A 24454-nucleotide genomic window follows, 5' to 3' on the forward strand; every position below is an offset into this window, starting at 1 on the left:
TAACCGGTAGTGTAACCATTCCAGCCGGTTCATTATTTGCTCCTATCCTCATTAATCCCCAGGATGATAATCAGTTTGAAGGAGATGAAACGGTTGTCATTAGGTTAGCAGAAGGGACGGGTTATGTTGGCGATACCAATACCACTCATACCATTACCATTACAGATAACGAGCAAGCCGATCCCTTGAAGGGTTGGACATATGCCACTGATGTTAGCCATGACAGTGTAGCTAGTGATTTTATTGGAAATACAAATGTTGGTGAAACCATTTACGAAATGTATGGAATGGCAGTTAAAGAAGATCCAGATACAGGGAGAATTTGGGTTGCTTTGAATGCAAATTTACCGATTACTGGACGCACTGTGCCCACTCAATGGGATAGATTTACAGTTCCAGACGGTAATATTGGCTGGGGAGATATGTTCTTTGATTTCTCCGGTACAGGTAATTTCCAAAATGCTTTAGATTCTGGGCAAATGTTTGGCGTTCGTTTTGCAGATACTAACGATTCTGGAGTTGAAGCAGGAGTATATCGCGGAGTATCTGGAAAGAGCGTTGTGAGTGAAAACGCAGGATTCTGGAATCTAGATTCTCATAATCGCCATGTCGTTGAAAAGGGCACGGGATTAGATTCATCAATGGGAGATCTAGCTTGGAATGATTCCTACTATTATCCCTACGATCGCCCCGGCCCAGTGAAGATGCCTAATGTGATTGACTCTGGCGAACGAGTTGGAGCTGTGGCGATTCACAACCGCACAGAACTAGAAAATCAAGGATTCGATCCCAGCCAATTCCCCCAATTGGGAGATGAAATTTTCGGCTTTAGCTTCCAGAAACCCGATGGTATGACGGGTGACTTTATTGCCACCATTCTAGAGGAATGCATCAATGATGGCATGGCACTTCGTGGTTTTTTTGGTTCGGCAACAACCGGCCCAGTGGCATCCACGGGAGCAAGTGTCGTAGTTGTGCGGTAGTTGTATAGCCCATTCATCGCTAATCTGTATCGTTATTAACTTTCTTGTCCTATGTTCAGCGAACGAGATCCGCCCATCCTTTTCCAGCCGACAAGCCCGCTAAATCAGTCATTGCGAACGGAACGCAGTGGAGTGAAGCAATCTCGATCGTCTCGCCAATTGTAGCAAAAGTCCCCCTTTTTAAGGGGGATTTAGGGGGATCGAAACGTACCGCAATACGGCGAAAACTTCTCTATTGCGAGTCTTATACCCTTTCTTGATGAGAATGCAAGGTTATAGATCCCCCAAACCCCCTTAAAAAGGGGGCTTCAGGCAAAATAATGTTGCAAACGGTATAAAGATTGGATGTAACGCTTTATTACAAGTTTATGCCTCTTGCATAAAAACCGCCCCAAAAAACCGAGAACCCTATAGGAGGGTTCCTCAATTGATTCAACCCAAGACAACTCAGGAGACTTTACCATGTACGATTGGAAAACAGAAATCCGAAGCTATAGCCAAACCACGGGCTATGAAATGGACGACTATGATAGTTATTTCTTAAATCTAGAGACCAGCGGCCAAGAATCGGTAGCCATTCCCTTTCTGCACTGGAGAGCGCATTATTATTCTCGTCGGCCATGGTGGCAAGACTACGACCTTGTTGCTGAAGGTACGGAAACTCAACCGGGATTAGATGTTCTCAACTACATCCAAATCACCAGCGACGACGAGGACGAGGAATTCTTCCATTTAATTCTGCCTAATTTCGATCGCTACAATCAGACCTTCATCGATTTCAATCAGACCTTCATTGACTTGAAGGAACAGTATCGAGACGATGTTAAGCCCCAAGATCTATTGGCTGAAGTGGTTAGACCGGATGTATCGTACAGTTACGAGGCAAGTAACTTTGATGTAACTTGCATGTTGCATTATGAAACTGATCCTCAAAGCTGTTCGCCACAATCCGGAGACCCAATTGATGTTCCAGAAGGTTCTTCGGTTGTGGGTATTGTAGCCATTGGCTTGGCGTTGGTGGGAATGGCAATTCGGCGCTCCTTTTTCCAGAGAGCATAGGGGTTAAATCGATTTAGGATTCATGCTGAAGTCCCCTAATTGTAGGGGCGAACGGCCGTTCGCCCCTACAGTGGGCAGCCACGATAATTGAATTGCATAAAACCGCCGCAAAAAAAACAAAATTCTATAGGAACGTGGACTATGTACGATTGGAAAACAGAAATCCGAAGCTATAGCCAAACTGCGGGCTATGGAATGGATGACTATGATAGTTATTTCTTAAATCTAGAGACCAGCGGCCAAGAATCGGTAGCCATTCCCTTTCTGGAATGGAGAGCGACTTATTCTCGTCGGCCATGGTGGCAACATTTTCGTTACTCTCGTCGGCCGTCAAGTCATTTTGCCTATCATCATTGGCCATCACCTCGTGTTGCATCTTTTAGTCAGTCATCGTTGCCAGAATACCACCTTGTTCCTGAAGGTACTCCAACTCAACCAGGATTAGATGTTCTCAATTACATTCAAATCACCAGCGATAACGATCCACATGAATTCTTCCATTTAATTCTGCCTAATTTCGATCGCTACAATCAGACCTTCATCGATTTCAATCAGACGTTCATTGACTTGAATACCCAGTATCGAGACGAGGTTAAGATAGAAGACCTATTGGCTGAAGTAGTTCTACCGGGTACATCGTACAGTGTAGAGGAAGGTGACTTTGATGTAATTTGCGTATTGTATTATCAAAGCAATTCTCAAGGCTGTTCGTCACCAGTACCAGTCCCAGAAGGTTCCTCGGTTGTGGGTATTGTCGCCATTGGCTTGGCCTTGGTGGGGATGGCGATTCGGCGCTCCTTTTTCCAGAGAGCATAGGGGCTGAAATCTATTGATGGCCGCTCCTGAAGTCCCCTAATTGTAAGGTGGGCAGGAAAATAAGCGGTATTCTTCAATTTTGAGTGCAATAACCTGCCCACCCTACGATGGTTAGCTACTTGTAGGGGCTTTCCGGCCGGAAAGCCCCTACAGATTTTGTAGTAGTGCGTGTCATTTAAAAAGTTTAAGGTTCAAGGGAATTGGGGCCAAATCGCTCCAATAATTCCTCACGAGAAGCATTTAAGCACAAGGGCATAAACTCATCTGGAGATAATGCTAGTAAAGAGTCAATGATAGCCAAGAGCGCCTCATCCAATTGACCAAACCGAGTCCTGAGTAAGGCTTCAATGAGCGATCGCTGTCCCTGTTGAACTCCCTGCTCAAGTCCCTGTTGAACTCCCTGCTCAAGTCCCTGTTGAACTCCCTGCTCAAGTCCCTGTTGAACTCCCTGCTCAAGTCCTTGTTGAATTCCTTCTTGAAGTCCTTGTTGAACTCCCCGCTCAAGTCCTTGTCGAATTCCTTCTTGCAGGGTATCTTCTCTCCACTTTAGATACGCTGGTGATAACTCCATAATTAACTCCCTTTCCTCTGGTTCTAACTCTATTTTAGTTTCTACATTAATCCGCCATATTCCTACCAGTTCTAGGATATTGCGACGCTGAGGATCTGCTCTAGGCAGTTCCAGCACTTGCTCGATCGCTCTTTTCTGAGTTCCCCCTTTCCCCAGCATCCTCAACCATAGAGTTTCTGGGAGTTCTGGCAGTTGGTTGATGGCAATAATTCCGGTTTGGTTAATTGGGGGTAGGCGATAGACTCCTCTATACTGATACTCGGAATCCGGATTAGCACCCAACTCTTTCAATAGTCTCTTTGATGCCGTAGGCGTTAAAATCCATAACTGGGGCAGTTGTTGTTCTTCAACCGGGGGATCTTCCCGTTTAGCTTGACGGTGCAGCTCGGCATGAACGTGAAAGAGTTTGAGAATACAGTTGCGAATCTCTGGATTACTCGGACAGTTACGATAGGGTTCTAGTAAACAAGGTTTAGAAGCGAGTTGAGCGAGTAAACCCAGGGAAGGTTGGCTATTTACAGGTTCTGGAGAGGGATCGAACATCAGATCGATTTGTAGGGTTTCCCCTGGAATTTCCCGGCTAATTTCCACTGTTCCCAAGGGTTCGAGGAGTTCCTTGAGATATTGCTTGGCAAATTGGTCGTGGGGTTGGCGAGTCACAGAAGAGATATTTTAAGAGGACTAAAGATACTTTACATTTTCCGATACAATTTTACTGGCGATCGCCGGAATAATCTCTAAGGAGTAATCCCCCATGAGTCACCCTTGGAAAACCCTACTCAGTCTACCCCTAGTTCTCAGTGTATTCCCAACCCTAGCGAGTGCCCAAATTATTCCCGACCAGACCTTACCCAATCCTACCCTAGTTACCCCTGGGAACAACCAATTCACGATTAACGGAGGGACTCAAGTCGGGGGAAACCTGTTTCATAGCTTCAGCCAATTTTCCCTACCCACCAACAATACAGCCTCCTTTAATAACTCCCTCAATATTGAAAACATCATTACCCGGATTACAGGAGGTAGTCTTTCCAACATTGATGGTTTGATTGAAGCCAATGGTAGTGCCAACCTATTTCTGCTCAATCCTAACGGTATTGTCTTTGGCCCCAATGCCACGCTCAACATTGGGGGGTCATTTCTAGCCACCACAGCCAATAGTTTTACCTTCGCCAATGGCACAGAGTTCAGTGCTACCAACCCTCAAACCACGCCCTTGTTAACCGTCAATGTACCCATAGGCTTAAAGTTTGGTGCAACACCTGGAGGAATTGTGGTTCAAGGAACCGGCCATGATATTGTCCTCGAACCTGATGGAGCGGTCATCCGTCAATCGACCCCTGGTTTACGAGTCTCTCCCGGTCAAACCTTAACCTTAGCTGGAGGAACCATTACTTTTAGAGGCGGAAATGTAGGGGCTGATGAGGGTCATGTGGTTCTGGGAAGCGTAGGCCCTCATACTGAAGTTGGTCTCACTCCTAGCCTCGACCTTGAGTATGACAATCCCTTTAATTTCCAAGATATCCAACTCTCTGAATTATCTTCTGTGGATGTGAGTGGAGAAGGAGCAGGGGATATTTCCATTCAAGGCAGACACATTACCCTTACAGGAGGGTCGCTGATTCTAGGGATTACAGAGGGAGAAAATCCGGGGGGGACAATTGTAGTTAATGCTTCAGAATCCATTCACTTATTTGGCTTTTCAGAAGATGAAATGATTCCCACTGCCATTATCAGTGAAACCATCAACACCGGATCGAGTGGCGATATTGTTCTCAATACCCATCGATTAATTATCCAAGAGGGGGCACAAGCTTCAACTTCTACGTTTGCTCCTGGTGAAGCGGGACAGTTAACGGTTAATGCTTCGGGTTGGGTGGAGTTGAGCGGAACAGATTTCTCTGGATTTCCTAGTGGTTTATTTTCAGGAACATTAGGTTTGGGAAGGGGTGGCAGCGTGGTGGTTAATACTAATCGTCTAATTGTTCAAGATGGAGCTGTGATATCGAGTTCTGTGATTCCATCTCCATTTGAGGATGCAGATGCACCGGGCGGGAATATTCGCATTGATGTCAGAGAATTAACGGTACAAAGGGAAGCGCAGATTAGTTCTGATACGTTTGGTTTGGGGAATGCTGGAACCCTGAATATCCGAGCTACAGATGGCATTCGTCTGAATGGAGGTAGTCCGGAAGTTCCCAGTGGTATTTTTTCTCAAGCTGATTTTATCCTTTTGGAGGATGATGCGATCGCTCCCACGGGTGGTAATGCTGGAACCATCAGAATTGAAACACCATGGTTAAGCATTGAAGATGGAGCGATTATCTCTTCGGCTACCTTTGCGGAAGGGCAAGGAGGATTGGTGGAAATTCAGGCTCCAGGGGGAATCCAGATTGCCGGTTCGACTCCAGATCGGGAATTTGTGAGTTCAATTGCGGCCTCGACTCTCGGCCCCGGACGAGCGGGAGATGTGACCATCGCCACGGGGACTTTGCTCCTCAGAGATGGGGGACTGCTCACTGCCGGAGCTGGGGATACCGCTACGGGAGATGGGGGCACGTTGCGAGTGACGGCTTCGGAGTCGGTGACGTTGAGTGGAGTGGCTTCCGAGACTCTGCCGACGCGGCTGACGGTACGCACGGAGGGGCCGGGAAATGCGGGGGATTTGATTCTGGCAACGGAACGCTTAACGGTGGAGAATGGGGCGCAGATTAATCTGGATGGCATTGGCAGAGATGAAAATAGAAACCTCATTATTGACCAAACCGTGGGGGATGCAGGGAATATTCTGATTACTGCGCCCCAAGTGCAGTTAAATGGGGGACAGATTACGGCGAATACGACTTCGGGAACTCAGGGTAATATTTTCCTTAATTCCCAAGATATCCGGTTGCGCCAGGGCAGCCAGATTGTGACCAATGCCTTCGGAGAATCCACGGGGGGTAATATTACCATCAACACCGATTTATTAACCGCTCTGGAAAATAGCGATATTAGTGCCAATGCCGAGCAGAATTTTGGCGGTCGCGTGATTATTACGGCTCAAGGGATTTATGGGACGGAGTTTCGCAATCAGTTAACCCCAGAGAGTGATATTACAGCAACATCGGCATTGGGGCCCCAATTTAGCGGTGTGGTCGAGATTAATACGCCAGATATCGATCCGGCTCAGAATACGGCGGATTTGCCCCAGGCAATTGAGACACCGGAGGGCATTCGGCCCATTTGTCGCCCAGAGGCTCAGTTGCGTTCCGGGGAGCGGGAATTAACGGTTGAAGGACGGGGCTTACCTCCTAACCCCACTCAACCGGTGAATCCGGGTTCTGTGGAGGTGGAGATGATGCAACCGGTTCCTGCATCGAGGGAGAATGGGCAGCCCCTAAGCGCAGTTGAAAGCCATCTCACTCCCTCCCGTCCTCGGTTACCCATCGCTACCGGATGGGTAATGAATGAGAAAGGAGAAATCTTTTTAACCACAACGTCAGAAAAAGTGACTCCCCATCGCTCCTTGCAACCCAATCCAGATTGTGTGCGCGAATGATACACTTCTTGCTAGCTTGCCTAATAATAATTAGGGTTGCTCAAAGGCAACCCTTAAACCCATCAGTTAGTGAATAATCTATTGGATCGATTTCGGCTCTAGCTTCACATTAGTCGCTAATCCCAAAATCTCAAGCAGTCGAATGGTCATCCAAGTCATATCAAATTCCCACCATTGTAAACCATGGCGAGCTGAATATTGATAGGCATGATGGTTATTGTGCCATCCTTCGCCATAGGTGACGAGGGCAACCCACCAGCAATTTTTGGAGTGGTCATGGCTTTCATGACTCACATAACCAAACTTATGGGTGGCACTGTTGACAAACCAAGTGCAATGGAAGACAACGGCCAAGCGGACAAATATTCCCCAAACAACGAATGGCCAACCCCCAAGGGCATACAAGAGGAGACCGAAGGCAACTTGGATGAGGACAAAATTATTTTGTAAAAACTGATATACAGGGTCATCCCAAATATCTTTGGTAAACCGGGGGACTTCACTGCGTTTGGGAATGATATGTAAGAGCCATCCCATATGACTCCACCAGAAGCCGGCGTTAGAATCATGGGGATCGGCTTCAGTATCTGAATAAAGATGGTGCATTCGATGAAGTCCTACCCAATCAAGTACGCCACCTTGACAGGCTAAACTCCCGCAAAAAATGAGGAAATATTCTAACCATTTGGGAGCTTGGAAACTTCGATGGCTGACTAAGCGGTGGAAACCTAGGGTAATACCTAATCCACCGGTAATCCAGTGGAGGACTAGAGCTAATCCGATGGCCGACCAACTAAAGTTGCTTGGAAGGAAGGCGAACAGAGCGGCTAGGTGAATTAAAAGGAAATAGCCAATGTTGACCCAATCTAGGGGATGTTTATTGGTTGTCGCAACACTCATGCAGTAATCTCAATCTATAAACAATGCAGGTTATCCTGCTGTTTGGAATTATTGCGCCCCTTTACCCATTAGTAGAGAAAGATGAATCCCTTAGAACAGATCCAAGAGGCACAACATGCACTCGCCCCTGTTTTTTCTAGCGTGGATGCTCAGATTAAGCATAATCTCCGAAAAGTTTTGCAGGCTTTTCGATCGCAGAAGGTGGGGGTGCATCATTTTTCTAGTGTAACGGGTTATGGTCATAATGACTTAGGGCGGGAAACCTTCGATCTCGTTTTGGCTGAGGTGATGGGAGCGGAAAGGGCGATCGCCCGCGTGCAGTTGGTGTCGGGAACCCATGCGATCGCCTGTGCCCTGTTTGGGATATTGCGTCCGGGGGATGAGTTACTCTCGGTTGCGGGCGCTCCCTATGACACCCTGGAGGAGGTGATTGGACTGCGGGGTGAAGGCTCTGGATCGCTGATTGAGTATGGGATTACCTATCGGCAGTTGGAGTTAACGCCAACTGGTGAAATGGATTGGGAGGCTCTAGGGCAAGGGGTGAGGAAGCAGACGCGGATGGTGTTGGTTCAGCGCTCTTGTGGCTATTCTTGGCGATCGAGTGTGTCAATTGCGGATATTGCCCAGATTGTGGAGAGTGTCAAGGGGCAAAATCCGAATACGGTCTGTTTTGTGGATAACTGCTATGGGGAGTTTGTGGAAGATCTCGAACCGACGGCAGTGGGCGCGGATTTGATGGCGGGGTCGTTGATTAAGAATCCCGGCGGAACCTTGGCGACGGCGGGGGGGTATCTGGCGGGTCGTTCTGACCTCGTAGAGCGGGCGGCTTGCCGCTTGACTGCCCCTGGAATTGGCAGTACGGGAGGGGCTACGTTTGACCAGCATCGCCTCTTATATCAGGGTTTATTCTTGGCTCCGCAGATGGTGGGGGAAGCTTTGAAGGGGAATTATTTGGTGGGGTATGTGTTCGATCGCCTGGGATATGGGGTCAATCCGGCTCCTTTGGCTGCGCGACGGGATCTGATTCAGGCTATTCGCTTGGGTTCGCCAGAGAAATTAAAGGCATTTTGCCGGGCGATCCAACAGTTTTCTCCTGTGGGTTCCTATCTCGATCCGGTTCCGGGGGAGATGCCGGGATATGAGAGTGAGTTGGTGATGGCTGGGGGGACGTTTATTGATGGCAGTACCTCCGAGTTGTCTGCGGATGGGCCGTTGCGGGAACCCTATGTGGTGTTTTGTCAGGGGGGAACCCATTGGACGCATGTGGCTATTGCGCTGGAGGAGGCGATCGCGGCTGTAGAGTCTATTAAGGATTGAAAAAGAGTAGGGGCGAAAAATTTTTCGCCCCTAACCAGGTGAATTGGAACTTAAATCAATCCATTGGGCAGTTCAACCCCTACAAACGTCAACTGTTGCAGTGTGAATTGACCCGTCAGAACACCCAACACTTGGTTGGTTGCCGTAATAGTCAGCACCGTACTATTGCCTTGGGTAGTCGCCGTCAGACCAGCAGGAGTCACGTTACCCGTTAAGCCAATCAGATCCGCGCCAACTTGGTAATCTTGGATGATATCCGCTTCAGCAACCGTGGCAACCGCTGTACCTGTGCGGAGGACAAACAGATCGTTACCTGCTCCACCGACTAAGGTATCCTTACCAAAATCGCCACTCAGGACATCGTTACCATCGCCACCATTGAGCAAGTCATCGCCCTGGCCGCCAAATCCGGTATCGTTACCTGCACCACCCGTAACCGTATCGTTGCCGCGATCGCCCATTAGCGAATCATCACCCAGGTCTCCACTGACCAAATCATTCCCTTGACCGCCAAACGCAGTATCATTGCCCTGGCCACCAAACACGACATCGTTACCGATGTTACCATTGATAACATCATTACCGACATTACCATTGATGAAATCATCACCATCCAACCCTAAGAGCTGATCGTTACCACCCAATCCGAGAATGGTGTCATTACCCGTTGTCCCTTGCAAGGCATCATTCTGCCCATCCGTTCCAGTAATCACTCCAGGAGTCGGGGTCGGAGTCGGTGTCGGCGTAGGACTCGGACTACTCGACGGAGGAGCCACCGGATCTCCACCACCACCAGTTCCAGGGGTTGGGGTTGGGGTGGGAGGAGTTGGAGGAGTTGGTGGGGTGGGAGGAGTTGGTGGAGTTGGTGTTGGCGTTGCAAAGGCAGTCAAAATGTCAGCACCATTGAGGTTACCCACCCTTTCAATGAAACCCGTTCCACCTGTATTAGCTGTAGTGGAGAAAAAGTTTTGAACCTCTAAATCATCATTGGCATCAAATGTCCCGTTATTATTCAAGTCAATGACTAAACTGGTGCTGGTCGTGTTGTCTACCCGAAACACCCCAATATTGCCATTAGTGGTAGTTTGACCTGGGCCAGTGGTTTCCAGAGTCGTGCTGTCAATCTCCAGAACATCTAATGTCCCACCAGCATCATCAATCTTGCTACCTTTTGCATTAGTCGTCGTCAGCTTATAGGTATCGCTTTCCAGCCCAGCTTGCAGGGTTAAATTACCCGTAGCTCCTCCGGTGATCATATCTGCTTGAGCTGAACCAATGACCCCGGTTTCGATGTTGGTAAGAGTGTAACTAATACCCGTTGCGGTTGCTGTGCCAGCAGTTAGATCAATGTTAAAGCCCACAGTAGCTTTAGCAAAGGAGATCCAGTCATTATTGTTACCCCCATCAAAGGTAGAACCGGTTCCATCTAGACCAGCAATTAGGGTATCATCACCATCTTCACCAAAAACTTGGTTAGTCCCTACTCCACCTTCTAGGTAGTCATTACCCGAACCCCCTCTGAGTTCGTCATTTCCTTCTCCACCAAGAAGGCTATCATTATCGTTTTGCCCTTCTAGCCTGTCATCTCCTGCATCCCCAAGAATCGTATCATTACCATTACCCCCTTGAAGTTTAGTATCATTATCTGCCCCCCCATCAAGGTAGTCATTACCATCACCACCTTCTAATTCATCCTGTCCCGCACCACCGAGCATGGAGTCATCATTACCTTCACCGAATAACTTGTCATTACCAGCTTGTCCGAGAAGGGTGTCGTTACCATTGCCACCAAGAAGATCATCGTCATTGTCGCCTCCATCTAGGGAGTCATTACCTTCTTGCCCTTCGAGCCTGTCATTTCCTGTACCCCCAAGGATCGTATCATTGCCATTGCCTCCTTGAAGTTTAGTATCATTGTCTGCCCCTCCATCAAGGTAGTCATTACCATCACCACCTTCTAATTCATCCTGTCCCGCACCACCGAGCATGGAGTCATCATTGCCTTCACCGAATAACTTGTCATTACCAGCTTGTCCGAGGAGAGTATCGTTACCATTGCCACCGCGAAGTTGATCGTCATTGTCACCTCCATCCAGGGAGTCATTACCTTCTTGTCCTTCGAGGTTGTCATTGCCTGCCTCTCCTAGGATAGTGTCATCTCCGTTACCTCCTTTGAGGGTCGGATCATTACCTGCTCCTCCATTAAGGTAGTCATTACCGTCACCACCGTCTAATTGATCGTCATTCTCTCCACCTAGAAGAGAGTCAGCTCCAGCTTCACCAAATAATGAATCATTACCTGCTTGTCCGAGAAGGGTGTCGTTATCATTTCCTCCTCGAAGCTCATCATTTTCCGTTCCTCCATCGAGGGAGTCATCCCCATCTTCCCCTTCGAGCTTATCACTGCCGGTATTCCCTAGAATGATGTCATTGCCAGCACCGCCTTTGAGGACTGGATCGTTGCCTTCTCCACCATCGAGGGTATCTTGACCTGCACCCCCTTCTAGGTTATCGTCTCCCGATCCGCCAAAAAGGTTATCGTTACCGTCTTCACCCTTAAGGTTATCGTTACCATTACCCCCGTCTAGAGCATCGTTACCGAGTCCACCTTCAAGGTTGTCATTACCGTCACCAGCAGTGAGAACATCTTCTCCCGCTTGACCTTTGAGGACATCATCACCATTTCCACCATTGAGAACATCGTTACCGTCGCCACCTTCAAGGTTATCGTTGTCGTTGTCCCCATTGAGAACATCATTGCCAGCGTTGCCTTTAATGTTGTCATTACCATTCTGACCGGTAAGGACATCATTGCCACTGCCTCCTGTAATATTATCGGCATCATTAGTGCCGGAGATCACAGTATCTTGTGTTTCTGTGGATGCATCAAAATCTGCCATGGGTTTAGTTCCTCCAATTGTGCCTTAAATGATTTGACTAATCAAGACGGGTCATCCGACCGCTAGATTAAGCTGGTTTGATTGTGATTTGATTTCTACAGAAATCAAGGGGTTTGCTCATTCAGCTTAAATCACTTTTTATCTTAGCTCTACATTGCCGGATCTACAGACTCATTAATTTCAATTCCAGATTATTTTTTGGGTAATGTGATAGAGCAATGTGAAGGTCAAACGGTGTATGGTAGCAAAGTTTGTAGAAATTTGCTACTTGAGTTACACACGATACAAGAGGAGTTGCGTTTTTTATTTGCGAGAAATCTATACTAGGTGAAATTTTAAGTGAGAAGGCTGAACTGAATCCATTGGGTGTTCTGGTAAACTGTTTACACTTATATAGATGTTTTTTGAGTGTTTGTACTTAAGAAGAGAGGGATAAGGCAAATTTTATGAATTAGACTAAAATCATATCATTTGTAACAAAAATTAGAGTCTGTATAGATTAGGATGGAGGTTTAAGTCCTAAAGCTGAAGGATTTTGGTGAGCGAATCCACAACATAACCTGGATAAGTGATGGAAAACTACAGAAATGATAGTTTTCTTAGTATGTTGATGGGGTGCTGTAGTTAGATGGATGATGGTGAGAATGGCAGACGATAAGCTCAATGATGTAATGTTTATGAGTTCTATGTTACGGTTGTTGGGGATTATGGCGATCGCCTCCTCGATCAGTATTCTAACTCAATCTAGGACTGTAAATAGCCACGAGATTGATCGGAAAATGACTAGGGGTAGTACCCCCTCTATCGAGTCCAGTCTACTAGAAAATCGTAGCGATCGCTCCCAAGGTCGTTTCATTGTATTCGATCGCCAGGGAATTCCTCTCCTCTTTGCCAGTTTAGGACTCAGCAGTATTATTTTGATCGCCAAGACCTTGAAGAAACACACATATCCAAGTCAAGCCAATCATCAAGATTTTAATCATATTTTATGGGAAGCAAACCCCGCTTTTTTTGTGGCCATTGGTATGGATGGAAAAGTCCAAAAGTGTAACCAAGCCATGCTGGATACTTTAGGATACACAGAAGAAGAAGCGATCGGCTTAGATTATTTATCTCACTTCGTTCCAGAAGCAGATCGGGCTGCATTATCTCCGGTTTTCAATCATCATTGTCATTCCCTAGAACCCACTTGTCATCAAAATCGCATCTTAACTAAAGAAGGTCAAGAAATTTTAGTCGAGTGGCATGGACGCTCTATTATTAATCCAGAAACCCAGAAAATTGAATATTTCTTTGGCCTAGGTATTGATATTACTGACCGTCAACGTCGAGAAACAGAAATCCATCTTCTTTATCAATTCACTAAAACAGTGAGTGAAGCTAAGAATTTCGATCAAGCTCTGTCGGTGACCATGGAGCTAATTTGTGAAACGACCGGTTGGGATATTGCGGAAGCATGGATACCTTCCACTCAAAAGTTAGAGCTGGTCTGTAGTCCAGTCTGGTATCAAAGTCAGAAAATCAATCAAGACATTTCTAAAAAAAATAAACGTTTTCGAGACATCAGTAAAAAAATAACGTTTGGCCAAAATGTAGGTTTACCTGGACGAGTTTGGTCTTCACAAAAAACAGAATGGATTTTTGATGTTTCTCAAGAGTCAGGGGAATTATTTCTGCGGAATAAAATTGCGGCGGAGTCAGGAATAAAAGCAGGATTTGGTGTCCCTATTTTAGCCAATCAAAATGTTTTAGCTGTGTTGGTTTTCTTCAGAAGACGCTCTCAAGAAAAAGACCCTAAGTTAATGGAATTAGTTGCTTCTGTGGCCATGCAACTGGGATCGGTGTTTGAGTCGAAGCAAGCGGAGGCAAAATATCGGAGCATTTTTGAGAATTCCATGGAAGGAATTTTTCAAACGACTCCGGAAGGAAAAATGATTGGTGCTAATCCAGCATTAGCTAAAATTTACGGTTATGAATCGGCCGAAGATTTGATTGAAAATATGGCAGATGTAGAGCATCAACTGTATGTTCATGCAGAGAGTCGGCAAGAGTTTAGACGGTTGTTACAAGAGAATGGATTTTTATCTCAGTTTGAAGCGGAAATTTATCGTCAAGATGGGAGTATTATTTGGATTTCAGAACGTGCTAGAGCGGTTAAAGATTCCCACGGAAAATTATTATATTATGAGGGATCGGTCGTTGATATTACAGAGCAAAAACAGCAGGAACAAAAACTTCGCTATTATGCTTCCCATGATTCGCTGACGGGGTTAATGAACCGGGCCTATTTTCTCAAAGCTTTGGCTAAGGCGAATACTCGATATTATGAAAATCCTAACTATCGGTTTGCCGTTTTATTTATTGATTTAGATGGGTTTAAGGGGATTAATGATAGTATGGGCCATTGGGTGGGGGATTTATTGCTGATTGCGATCGCCTGGACATTAAGACAATGTATTAATGAAGACGAGATGATCGCCCGATTGGGTGGGGATGAATTTACCATTCTGGTGGAAAACCAGGATCATCTCCAAGATGTGATTAATGTTGCCAACCGTATCCATGAACACCTCAAGCAACCCTTTAAGTTAGGGGGTCATGATTTGTTCATGCAGGCCAGTATTGGTATCGCCTATAACTTACCTGAGAACCAGGAAGTGGATGATGTTCTCCGAAATGCCGATATTGCCATGTATCGAGCTAAAAAACAAGGTAAAAATTGTACCGTTGTTTTTGATTGGGCTATGCGCCAAGAAGCCATGGAGCGAATGCAGATTGAAACGGATCTGCGCTTATTGCTCTATCCAGAAAATAAAACTTATTCACCCCCAGGAGAATTTTATGTCTATTATCAACCGATAGTGGCTTTAGGAACGGGGAAAATTGCTGGGTTTGAATCCTTAATCCGATGGTTTCATCCGGAAAAAGGATTTATTTCACCTGCGGTTTTTATCCCCGTTGCTGAAGAATCAGGTTTAATTGCAGCGATTGGGGAATGGGTTTTATTGGAAAGTTGTCGGCAATTAAAACAGTGGCAGGCTCAATTTAGTGATTTCTCCCGTCTTAAGATTAGTGTGAATTTATCGAGTCGTCAGTTAACATCGAGCTTATGCGATCGCATCGATCGCATCTTAGCGGAAGCTGACTTACCGGGCAAATACTTGAAGCTAGAGATTACGGAAACTGCAATTATGGAAGATCCCGAAAGTGCGATCGCCATTTTCCAGGAACTGAAAAAACGCAAAATCCAACTCTCTATTGACGATTTTGGTACGGGATATTGTTCGTTAGCGTACTTACATCGCTTTCCGATTGATACCCTGAAAGTCGATCGCTCTTTTGTGCAAAAAATGTCCCAATGGGGGGAAAATGCCGAAATTGTTCATACCATTATCGCTCTCGCTCATAGTTTAGGGATGGAAACGATTGCCGAAGGCATTGAAACCATGCCTCAGATGCAGCAACTGCGTGGCTTAAATTGCACGTTTGGTCAAGGTTACTTTTTTGCTAGACCTTTAGATGCTCAGAATGCGACTCGATTGTTGAAGGAGAAGAAACGGTTTTTACTTAATTCAAACCTGCACGTACTTTAATTCCATATTCGGACTCAAATACTTCTTTTTTGTCGTCAATGCTCCAAAGTTCTAATTCACAACGATCGTTTTCATGGGCTGGATTAAGTTTCAAGTACAATTCTTTGGTCGAAGGATTATAGTGACAAGTAAATGATTCAACGGCCCCAATTTGTCGGCGGTCTAAAGCCACCGCTAATCGTAAAAAGGGGCTGACTTGACTGACTAATTTGCGATCGCTCTTATGCATCAAGTTAGCATAGTTTTCATGCTTTTTCTTGGGGGCACTTTTACGATGATAGCGAGCAATATTGGCAATAATTTCTACTTCGTTTTCCGTGTATCCCAGTAATTCTCCATGGCGAATTAAATAATAGGAATGTTTATGATGGGCTGCATGGGAAACATAAACGCCACAGTTATGCAAAATTGTGGCGACATAGAGCAGTTCCCGTTCTGAGTTGTCCCAATAGTGGAGAATTCCTTGGGTTTGATCGAACAGATGCACGGCAAAATTAGCCATGCGCTGGCTCGATTCTAAATTAACGTGGTATTTCTGGGCGACTTTGAGGACGCTGCGATAGCGAACTTGACTTTGATATTCTAATTTATCGCCAATTAAACCATGGGAGAGCATCCAATCGACAATAATGCCTTCTCTGAGGGCACGCTCGCAAATAACCAGAGAATCCATGCCCAATAACTCCATGGCTTCCTGGAGAATTAAAGCACCGGCAATAATAATTTCTGAGCGCTTTTCCGACATGCCCGGAATGTCGGCCCGATCGCTCTCTGGCAACTTCCGCAACCGCTCAATGATTTTTTGTAAGTTTTTAAACTTTAACTCGTAACCGGTTAAGGGACTCGGTTCCATGCCTAACTCTTGCCAAGCATCGATGCAAGCTAAGGTTTCAATGGTTCCCGATGTACCCACTAACCGGGGAGTTTCGCCCGGTTGCAGATAAGTTTGTAACTCTTCAACGGCCCGTTCTAACCGTCCTCGAATATAGGCTTTGAGATAATTAAATTCGCGATCGCTAATCGGATCGGTGGTCACAAACTCCGTCGTTAATCGTACCGCTCCCACCTTCGTACTGCTCAGAGATCGCGGTTCTTGGCCATCCCCTAAAACCAACTCTGTCGATCCTCCCCCAATATCAATCAGGGTATGGGGTAGTCCCTGAAAGTCCATCCCCGAAAGCACTCCCAGATATATCCGTCGGGCTTCTTCCGGGCCAGAAATTAGATTAACTTCTAAGCCAATTTCCGATTTAATCTGTTTGAGAAAATCCCGGCCGTTGGGCGCTTCTCGCACAGCACTGGTAGCGACTGCGACAATCTGATCCACCTGTAAACTTTTAGCGATCTGTAAAAAACGGCGAAATGCGGCGATCGCCCTCTCCATGATCTCCATCTTCAGCTCCCCTGTTTTCGGGTTGCGATCGCCCAAACGCACTGTTTCCTTTTCCCGGTCAATAATCGTAAACGCGGGAAGTGTCGGATCGATACGAACCACCACCATATGCACAGAGTTCGTCCCCACATCGATCGCCGCCAACATCTGGGGCGTTTCTGGTTTGGGAAACGTCGGAGTCTGAATCAGGGTTGAGGACTGGGAGAGAGTATTAACCATGATAATGCTTTTTTGGGCCTAAGCTTTACGATCCAGGGTATCTTTAAAAGGGACTCAATTCACCCTTTCTATGATCGAACATATTGTCTTATTTCAATTTCAACCCGATACCTCACCGGAAGCGCTCTCTGCACTCCTAACCGGACTTAGGGCATTAAAAGGCAAAATCCCCCAAATTTTAGCCCTATCCTGCGGCGAAAATTTCTGCGATCGCGCCCAAGGATTTACCCATGGCTTAGTCGCTCGTTTCCAAGATACTTCTAGCCTCAAAGCCTACCAAGATCATCCCGCCCATCAAGAAGTTGTGCAAAACCTGATTAAACCAATTGCTGTTAACATTTTGGCCATGGATTACGAGATTCCAGAGGAGGGGTAGATGGGGGGATGGGGAGACACGGGGACGCGGAGACGCGGGGACACGGGGACACGGGGACGCGGAGACGCGGAGACGCGGGGACACGGGGACACGGGGACGCGGAGACGCGGAGAAACAGTCCCTCTCCCGTGGGAGAGGGATTTTCCGCAAGCGGACATGAAAGGGAGAGGGCACGATCTCCTGGGAGAGGGATTTTCCGCAAGCGGACATGAAAGGGAGAGGGCACGATCTCATGGAAGAGGGCAAAACCATGGAATTTCAACAAGTTCGGACAGCATTTCAAGAAATTTGGGGATATGACGATTTTCGCTATCCCCAAGGCGAAATCATTCAGACCTTATTGCAACAACAAGATGCTCTTGTCGTCATGCCCACCGGTGGCGGCAAATCCATCTGTTTTCAACTGCCTGCCCTCTTGCAAAATGGAGTAACCTTAGTGGTTTCTCCCTTAGTGGCACTGATGGAAAATCAGGTACAAGAACTGCGCCAACGGAACCTCAAAGCTGCCTCTGTTCATAGCGAACAGCCCACCTATATCCGCAAACAGGTCTTCCGACAACTGGAAGAGCAACAACTGAGATTACTCTATCTCTCTCCCGAAACTCTGCTGAGTCCCCCCGTTTGGGAGCGACTCTGTTTACCCAAAATTCGTATTAATGGACTAATTTTAGATGAAGCCCATTGTTTAGTCCAATGGGGGGAAAGCTTTCGCCCTGCCTATCGGAGATTGGGGGCGGTTCGTTCTGCCCTATTAAAGCATAAACCTAGGGGCACAAAACTGGCGATCGCCGCTTTTACTGCTACTGCCGATCCTCGCACCCAATCCATTCTCAAACAAGTCTTGGATCTCCAAGATCCGCAAACCTTTCTCCTTAACCCCTATCGGGACAATCTCCATTTAAGTGTTAACATTGCTTGGTCACCCAAAGGACGCAAAAAGCAGATTTTACGGGTTCTCAAACGTTCAAATGGGCAAACCGGTTTAATCTATGTTCGCACCCGCAAAGATAGCGAAATGCTCTCTCAATGGCTCCAGCAGCATCAAGTTACTACGGTGGCTTATCATGCGGGTTTAAGTCCAGAACAACGGCGAATGATTGAACATCAATGGTTTGAGGAACAAGTACAAGCCGTTGTCTGTACCTCTGCCTTTGGGATGGGCATTAATAAACCCAATGTGCGCTGGGTGATGCATTTCCATCCCCCCCTGCTCCTCTCTGAGTATATGCAAGAAGTGGGCAGAGCGGGACGAGATGGAGAACCGGCTAAAGCTATTACCTTAATTAGTGAACCGACGGGATGGCTCGATCCTGGGGATAAACAACGCCAAAATTATTTTATTAGACAAGAGCGATCGCTCCAACAACTCGCCCAAAGCCTCACCCATACCCTACCCCCCCAAGGCGATGTACGGCAGATGAGCCAATCCCATCCCCAAGCCTCCCTCGCCTTATCCGTACTCCATAGCCAAGGAAAGCTGCAATGGAACAGTCCCTTTCACTATCAAATCCTGCCCGCTCAGGACTCTAGCGCCGTAGACAACCGCCAAGGGATCAAAAAGATGGAGCGTTATTTGATCGCCTGTAGCTGTCGCTGGAAATTCCTGCTGCAAGCCTTTGGATTTAATGTAGCAGAGGATTATCGATGTTTAAACTGCGATCGCTGCCTAAGCAATATAGCGCTTCGCGCTAGGAAATAGGGCACGCAAGTTAACGATCGCCGACTTTGTATAATGGAGTCACCATAAACCCCGATGAACCACGAGTATGTTTAATTTATCTAACTTTGGCCCCTTAGATTTAGTCATTCTGCAAACGACTTCGTTTTGTAATCTCGATTGCGACTATTGTTATTTACCCGATCGCCATCTCAAAAACCAGTTTTCCCTGGATCTGATTGAACCGGTGTTTCGGCGCATTTTCGAGAGTCCGTTTGTGGGCGTTTGCTTTACAGTTTGTTGGCACGCTGGAGAACCCCTGGCTGTGCCGATTTCGTTCTATGAAACTGCCCTCGCTCAGATTGCAGAACTGGATAAAACCTTGAATAAAACCGGGTGCGAAATTGGGCAATCGGTACAAACCAACGCCACCTTAATTACTCCTGCTTGGTGCGACTTATTTAAGCGCTATAACGTACAAGTGGGCGTGAGCATTGACGGGCCCGATTTTATCCATGATGCCCATCGGAAAACTCGCACGGGACTGGGAACCCATCACAGCACTATGCGCGGAATTCGCCACCTGCAAGAACAGGATGTGCCGTTTAATATTATCACTGTGATTACGGAAGATTCCCTTGACTATGCCGATGAAATGTTTGAATTTTTCATGGATCATGGTCTCACGGATGTGGGCTTTAATATCGAAGAATTAGAGGGGGTACACCAGTCCTCATCCCTCGCCAATACGGAGGCTAGAAAGCGCTACAAGGCGTTTATTCAAAGATTTTGGGATTTGACGGCCCAAAGCGGTGGAGCCTTGAAGCTGCGGGAATTTGAGCGGATTTGTAGTTTGATTTATAATGGCGATCGCATCCCTCGCAGTGGCTTAACCACCCCCTTTGTGATTCTCAACGTCGATCATCAGGGCAATTTTTCCACCTTCGATCCAGAATTGTTAGCGATTAAAACCGCAGAATACGGGGATTTTATCCTCGGCAATGTCCTCACGGATAGTTTAGAATCCGTGTGCCAGAGCGAAAAGTTTCAGCGCATTTATGGCGATATTACGGCTGGGGTTGAACTTTGCCAACAAACTTGTGATTATTATGGCTTGTGTGGCGGTGGTTCTGCCAGTAACAAATATTGGGAAAATGGAACCTTTCGCTCCTCGCAAACCATGGCCTGTCAATATTATGAACAAGCGATCGCGGATTTAGTGGTTGAGCGCTTAGAAGACTCTTTAGGACTGACCCATGTCTGATTTTCATCCCGTATTTTGGCAGATTCACAGTGACCTTCCCAGACAAGGCCCTGGTAATTTTGAAGCCACGAAACAGGCCTTTTCTCATGTGAAGGGTTTACCCGACTCTCCCCAAATTCTAGATGTTGGCTGCGGCCCGGGACAGCAGACTGTTGATTTAGCGACCCTAAGCAATGGAAATATTACTGCGGTTGATTTCTATCAACCCTATCTCGATGAGCTGAAACAAAGATTTGAGGCTCAGGGATGGACAGAGCGCCTAAAAGTCGTCTGTGCAGATATGGCCGACTTGCCCTTGGCAGCGCAGTCTTTCGATCTGATTTGGTCAGAAGGGGCAATTTATATTATGGGGTTCGATCGCGGCTTAAACAAGTGGCGATCGCTCCTCAAACCCGGAGGATACATCGCACTCAGCGAACTCAGTTGGCTAAAACCCAATCCCCCCGAACCCGTGCAGCAATTTTGGCAAGAAGGGTATCCCTCCATGAGAACCCTAGAGGAAAATCGAGCCGCCATGGAAACGGCTGGTTATACCCTGGTTGATACGTTTAGCTTACCCGAAAGTGCCTGGTGGACGGACTATTACACCCCCCTAGAGAACAAAATCAATCAGCTTAAAATAGAGTATGAACAGGACTCAGGAGCAATGGAAATTCTAGAAGCTGAACAACAAGAAATCGATCTCTATCGCCATTACAGTCAATATTATGGCTACGTTTTTTATATTGGCCAAATCCAAGAGAATTAAACCAAACCAATATCAACTGGAATAATGGCTGGAATCACTTCCTCTGGCGTTACACCATTGATAATGCCTAAAACTTGATTGGTTTGAGTAATTTTAATAATCGTCGTATTGTTCAAACTCTCTAAGGTGACATCAGCTAAACTGAGTCCTCCCGTCAGACCAATAAAGTCGATTCCCAGTTGGAAGTCTCCGACAATATCGGCTGAAGGAATATCATTGGCTGCCGATCCAGTGCGCAGCACAAATAGATCTATTCCCTCTCCACCAAAAAGGATGTCTTTACCCAAGTCACCACTGAGGGTATCGTTGCCTTGATTTCCATAAAGGGTGTCTTCTTGTTGTCCACCAAAGAGGATATCATTACCGGCTCCACCAGAGAGAATGTCTCGATGTTGGTTTCCGAGCAGGGAGTCGTTATCGAGGTCACCGAAAAGCACATCATTATCGCGATCGCCATTTAAGGTATCGTCCTGCTTGCCACCATACAAGACATCATTTTGTTGTCCCCCATGTATCCAGTCGGCTTCTGTACCACCGTAGAGGGTATCATTATCTTGATTTCCCAGGAGATAGTCACTACCGCGATCGCCCGATACAATATCATTACCGCGATCGCCGCTTACCAGATCGCTATCTCGTCCTCCCCAGGCCCAATCATCCTCCTGTCCGGCATAGATGGTATCCTGTTCCGTGCCGCCAAACATAAAGTCGCTGCCCAGGTTACCATACATGGTATCGCTACCGCGATCGCCTGAGACCACATCCCGACCGCGATCGCCAAACATAGAGTCCTCGTTTTGTCCGCCAAACATGAGGTCGGTTTGTTGTCCTCCATGCATGGTATCGTTGCCACGCCCACCGAAGAGCATGTCATAACAGAGGTTGCCCATCAGGGAGTCATTGCCGTCATCGCCAGAGATCGTATCATTGTGGCGATCGCCAAACACCGTATCCTCATCTTGGCCGCCGAACACCACATCATGGCCTTGTCCTGCGTGAATAACATCCCGGTTTTGGTCGCCATAGATCCAATCTCGGTGCATTCCTCCCATCAGGGAGTCATTGCCCAAATTACCCCGTACCGTATCGTTCCCTAAGTCTCCAAAGACCGTATCCGGGTGTTGACCCCCAAAGAGGATATCCCAACCTCGACCGCCGTGAATGGTGTCGCTATTGAGACCCCCAAAGATAATATCCTGGTTGAAATGGCCCATCAGGGAATCATAGCCTTCTTCCCCAAACACCCAATCATTATCGCGATCGCCGATGGCCGTATCATTGCCCAATCCGCCCAACAGCCAATCATTCTGCTGACCGCCAAACTGAATATCATCACCCGGGCCGCCAAAGACCGTATCATTATCTTGGTCGCCCAACAGCAGATCGTCACCTTCCTGACCCAAAAGAATATCGTGATATCTGCCACCATAGGCCGTATCATTACCCGTTCCCGCAAACACCGTATCATCCCCTTGATAAGCCATGATCAAGTCATAACCACCATAGCCATAGACCCGGTTATTTACATGATCGGCTCGCAGCAGTTCCGCTTGCTCGGTTCCGAAAAAGTCTTGTTCGGCGATCGTATAATTCACCCGCGCTGTCGAAGCAGCATAAAACTCTGGAGGCTGATCGAGACAATCCAAATGGGAACCTAGACCTAAAATCGCCCCCCAGTCAAATCCCAGAAACGATAGAGTTGAAGAAGTTTCGATCGCTTGGGAAACCGTTTGATTCACCCCTGGGGTTGGCAAAATCCCAGGTACAATAAATGGCGGCACACCTCCATCCGGTTGAGGTGTTCCCCCTCCTGTTTGTCCCACCACTGGCAACGTAATCACCCCAGGAACCCGGCTCACATTGCCCCGTTCATCCGTGGTTATAAACGTAAACGTCGCATCTCCGGTAAAATTCGGATTAGGCACAAACGTCAGTTGGCTCGCTTGCTCTGGAGTCAGCAATTGTCCTGCCACTACCGGTTCACCATTAAGGAATAAGGTTCCCTGTTCTGGAGTCGGTGGACTTTGAATCGTAAAGAACGAAACAATTCCATCCGGGTCTGAACCCGTCAGAGTTGGTACAGAAGCGGGTTCGCTAGTGCCCTGAGCAATCGGTTCACTGGTGGCTGGATTCGCCACTGGGGGAGCTGTCGGCCCTGCCCCGATAATGGGGATGGTAACCGTTGCTAGATCGCTCTCGTTACCCTCATTATCAATCGCCGTAAATGTAAATTGAGCATCTCCCGTGTAGTTAGGATTCGGGTCAAAGACCAGTTGCGCCGCTTGCTCTGGAGTAAAGGTTTGTCCCGGTTTTACCGGTTCCCCTTTGTAAAACAGAGTTCCCTGCTCTGGGGGAATGATGGTGTTAACTTTCAGGAAAGCCACATTTCCATCGGGGTCAGTTCCCAGGAGGCTGGTGACGGGACTCGGTGTATTATTGGGAACAGGATTATTCGGAGTTGAAGAGGCGATCGGGGGAAGTCCATCTGTTGCCCCTTGAATCGGTAAAGTAACCGTCGCTGGAGTCAGATCTCTATTCCCCTTAGTATCCGTCACCGTATACTCAAACGTCGCATCCCCCGTAAACCCAGGAGTCGGATCAAAAATCAACTGCCCAGCCTGCTGTGGCGTAAACTGTTGTCCAGCCTTCACCGGCTCCCCATTATAGAACAACGTCCCTTCCCCTGGACGTGGCAGGCTAGTCACCGTAAAGAACGAAACATCCCCATCCGGGTCAGTCCCGATAAACGTCGGCACTGGAGAAGGCTCATCATTCGGACGCACCGGCCCACTCCTATCCACCGCCTCTGGTGGTAAAGTAGTTGTTGCCGCTTCAATCGGTAGCGTCACCGTCGCTGGCGTGGGGTCAGTATTACCCGCCTCATCTGTTGTCGTATAGTTAAACGTCGCATCCCCAGTAAAGTTCGGGTTAGGATCAAACACCAGTTGCCCTGCTTGCTCTGGCGTAAACGTATCACCCGGTTTAACCAGTTCTCCATTATAAAACAGAGTTCCCTGCTCAGGAGTCGGCACACTCGTTACCGTAAAGAACGAAACATCACCATCCGGGTCAGTTCCCGTCAAAGTAGGAACCGGACTCGGCTCATCATTCGGACGC

The 24454-nt window shown here is 47.3% G+C and carries 15 protein-coding genes; 10 read left to right on the forward strand and 5 right to left on the reverse strand.

The window, feature by feature from the left end:
* The 3 genes from PJF56_RS20735 to PJF56_RS20745 form a co-directional block, all read left to right on the forward strand.
* Positions 1-983 (forward strand): XDD3 family exosortase-dependent surface protein (locus PJF56_RS20735; RefSeq protein ID WP_283764622.1); only part of this gene is annotated, 983 nt, incomplete at its 5' end.
* Between the two features lie 462 nt (positions 984-1445).
* Complete coding sequence (locus PJF56_RS20740; protein ID WP_283764623.1) at positions 1446-2042, forward strand: hypothetical protein; 597 nt, start codon at positions 1446-1448, stop codon at positions 2040-2042.
* A 141-nt stretch (positions 2043-2183) separates the two neighbouring features.
* Entirely contained in the window at positions 2184-2858 is a 675-nt protein-coding gene (locus tag PJF56_RS20745) for a hypothetical protein (RefSeq protein WP_283764624.1), read from the forward strand.
* A gap of 184 nt (positions 2859-3042) precedes the next feature.
* Here PJF56_RS20745 and PJF56_RS20750 read toward each other — a convergent pair whose 3' ends face one another.
* Positions 3043-4089, reverse strand: a complete 1047-nt coding sequence (locus PJF56_RS20750) for a hypothetical protein (RefSeq protein ID WP_283764625.1) — start codon at positions 4087-4089, stop codon at positions 3043-3045.
* Between the two features lie 94 nt (positions 4090-4183).
* Between PJF56_RS20750 and PJF56_RS20755 the strand changes: the two genes are divergently transcribed.
* The gene (locus tag PJF56_RS20755; RefSeq protein ID WP_283764626.1) at positions 4184-6970 is read left to right on the forward strand and encodes a beta strand repeat-containing protein; all 2787 of its coding nucleotides are present in this window, start codon (positions 4184-4186) and stop codon (positions 6968-6970) included.
* A 78-nt stretch (positions 6971-7048) separates the two neighbouring features.
* Here PJF56_RS20755 and PJF56_RS20760 read toward each other — a convergent pair whose 3' ends face one another.
* Entirely contained in the window at positions 7049-7870 is an 822-nt protein-coding gene (locus PJF56_RS20760) for an acyl-CoA desaturase (protein WP_283764627.1), read from the reverse strand.
* A gap of 81 nt (positions 7871-7951) precedes the next feature.
* Here PJF56_RS20760 and PJF56_RS20765 point away from each other — a divergent pair, with 81 nt between their 5' ends.
* A complete protein-coding gene (locus tag PJF56_RS20765; protein ID WP_283764628.1) occupies positions 7952-9187 on the forward strand; it encodes a methionine gamma-lyase family protein in 1236 nt (411 codons plus the stop codon).
* A gap of 50 nt (positions 9188-9237) precedes the next feature.
* On the opposite strand, the gene PJF56_RS20770 is transcribed toward PJF56_RS20765, so the two are convergent.
* Entirely contained in the window at positions 9238-12087 is a 2850-nt protein-coding gene (locus tag PJF56_RS20770; protein WP_283764629.1) for a calcium-binding protein, read from the reverse strand.
* Between the two features lie 644 nt (positions 12088-12731).
* On the opposite strand from PJF56_RS20770, the gene PJF56_RS20775 reads away from it, so the two are divergent.
* Positions 12732-15680, forward strand: coding sequence for an EAL domain-containing protein (locus tag PJF56_RS20775; protein ID WP_283764630.1), 2949 nt, complete (start codon positions 12732-12734; stop codon positions 15678-15680).
* Here PJF56_RS20775 and PJF56_RS20780 read toward each other — a convergent pair.
* Positions 15655-17292, reverse strand: a complete 1638-nt coding sequence (locus tag PJF56_RS20780) for a Ppx/GppA phosphatase family protein (RefSeq protein WP_283764631.1) — start codon at positions 17290-17292, stop codon at positions 15655-15657. The genes PJF56_RS20775 and PJF56_RS20780 overlap by 26 nt on opposite strands.
* A 70-nt stretch (positions 17293-17362) precedes the next feature.
* Between PJF56_RS20780 and PJF56_RS20785 the strand changes: the two genes are divergently transcribed.
* The 4 genes from PJF56_RS20785 to PJF56_RS20800 all read left to right on the forward strand — a co-directional run bounded on the left by PJF56_RS20785 (position 17363) and on the right by PJF56_RS20800 (position 21337).
* On the forward strand, positions 17363-17668 hold the full coding sequence (locus PJF56_RS20785) for a Dabb family protein (RefSeq protein WP_283764632.1): 306 nt from the start codon (positions 17363-17365) through the stop codon (positions 17666-17668).
* 232 nt (positions 17669-17900) lie between these two features.
* Positions 17901-19367: a RecQ family ATP-dependent DNA helicase gene (locus PJF56_RS20790; protein ID WP_430540900.1), complete on the forward strand. Its 1467-nt coding sequence runs from the start codon at positions 17901-17903 to the stop codon at positions 19365-19367.
* 67 nt (positions 19368-19434) lie between these two features.
* Positions 19435-20589, forward strand: coding sequence for a cyclophane-forming radical SAM/SPASM peptide maturase GrrM/OscB (gene grrM, locus PJF56_RS20795; RefSeq protein WP_283764634.1), 1155 nt, complete (start codon positions 19435-19437; stop codon positions 20587-20589).
* A complete protein-coding gene (locus tag PJF56_RS20800; protein WP_283764635.1) occupies positions 20582-21337 on the forward strand; it encodes a class I SAM-dependent methyltransferase in 756 nt (251 codons plus the stop codon). The genes grrM and PJF56_RS20800 overlap by 8 nt, the downstream gene beginning before the upstream one ends.
* Here PJF56_RS20800 and PJF56_RS20805 read toward each other — a convergent pair.
* Positions 21334-24454 (reverse strand): Ig-like domain-containing protein (locus PJF56_RS20805; RefSeq protein ID WP_283764636.1); only part of this gene is annotated, 3121 nt, incomplete at its 5' end. The genes PJF56_RS20800 and PJF56_RS20805 overlap by 4 nt on opposite strands.

This window comes from Roseofilum halophilum BLCC-M91, from assembly GCF_030068445.1.
Lineage (GTDB): Bacteria > Cyanobacteriota > Cyanobacteriia > Cyanobacteriales > Desertifilaceae > Roseofilum > Roseofilum halophilum.

Coding starts and splice junctions, on each gene's coding strand:
- PJF56_RS20740 (WP_283764623.1), top strand. CDS start 1,446: ATGTACGATTGGAAAACAGAAATCCGAAGCTATAGCCAAACCACGGGC.
- PJF56_RS20745 (WP_283764624.1), top strand. CDS start 2,184: ATGTACGATTGGAAAACAGAAATCCGAAGCTATAGCCAAACTGCGGGC.
- PJF56_RS20755 (WP_283764626.1), top strand. CDS start 4,184: ATGAGTCACCCTTGGAAAACCCTACTCAGTCTACCCCTAGTTCTCAGT.
- PJF56_RS20760 (WP_283764627.1), bottom strand. CDS start 7,870: ATGAGTGTTGCGACAACCAATAAACATCCCCTAGATTGGGTCAACATT.
- PJF56_RS20765 (WP_283764628.1), top strand. CDS start 7,952: ATGAATCCCTTAGAACAGATCCAAGAGGCACAACATGCACTCGCCCCT.
- PJF56_RS20770 (WP_283764629.1), bottom strand. CDS start 12,087: ATGGCAGATTTTGATGCATCCACAGAAACACAAGATACTGTGATCTCC.
- PJF56_RS20775 (WP_283764630.1), top strand. CDS start 12,732: ATGGCAGACGATAAGCTCAATGATGTAATGTTTATGAGTTCTATGTTA.
- PJF56_RS20780 (WP_283764631.1), bottom strand. CDS start 17,292: ATGGTTAATACTCTCTCCCAGTCCTCAACCCTGATTCAGACTCCGACG.
- PJF56_RS20785 (WP_283764632.1), top strand. CDS start 17,363: ATGATCGAACATATTGTCTTATTTCAATTTCAACCCGATACCTCACCG.
- PJF56_RS20790 (WP_430540900.1), top strand. CDS start 17,901: ATGGAAGAGGGCAAAACCATGGAATTTCAACAAGTTCGGACAGCATTT.
- grrM (WP_283764634.1), top strand. CDS start 19,435: ATGTTTAATTTATCTAACTTTGGCCCCTTAGATTTAGTCATTCTGCAA.
- PJF56_RS20800 (WP_283764635.1), top strand. CDS start 20,582: ATGTCTGATTTTCATCCCGTATTTTGGCAGATTCACAGTGACCTTCCC.